The organism is Streptomyces sp. AC627_RSS907 (assembly GCF_019049165.1).
The window spans coordinates 1-362 of the sequence record NZ_JAGMUE010000231.1 but is presented as its reverse complement, the minus strand read 5'-3'; the positions used below and the strand labels follow the sequence as shown (position 1 = coordinate 362).

Genomic DNA, 362 nt, shown 5'->3' with positions numbered 1-362 from the left:
ACTTACCCTGGGCAGATCAGCTTGACCCAGGAACCCTTAGTCAATCGGCGCAAACGTTTCTCACGTTTGTATCGCTACTCATGCCTGCATTCTCACTCGTGAACCGTCCACAACTCGCTTACACGGCTGCTTCACCCGGCACACGACGCTCCCCTACCCATCCACACACCCGTTAGGGCTCATATGTGAATGACACGACTTCGGCGGTACGCTTGAGCCCCGCTACATTGTCGGCGCGGAATCACTAGACCAGTGAGCTATTACGCACTCTTTCAAGGGTGGCTGCTTCTAAGCCAACCTCCTGGTTGTCTGTGCGACTCCACATCCTTTCCCACTTAGCGTACGCTTAGGGGCCTTAGTCG

At 55.2% G+C, this 362-nt stretch carries 1 rRNA gene; it reads right to left on the bottom strand.

What is annotated here, in order from left to right:
- Window positions 1-362 (bottom strand): 23S ribosomal RNA (locus tag KUM32_RS32760); the annotation flags it as partial.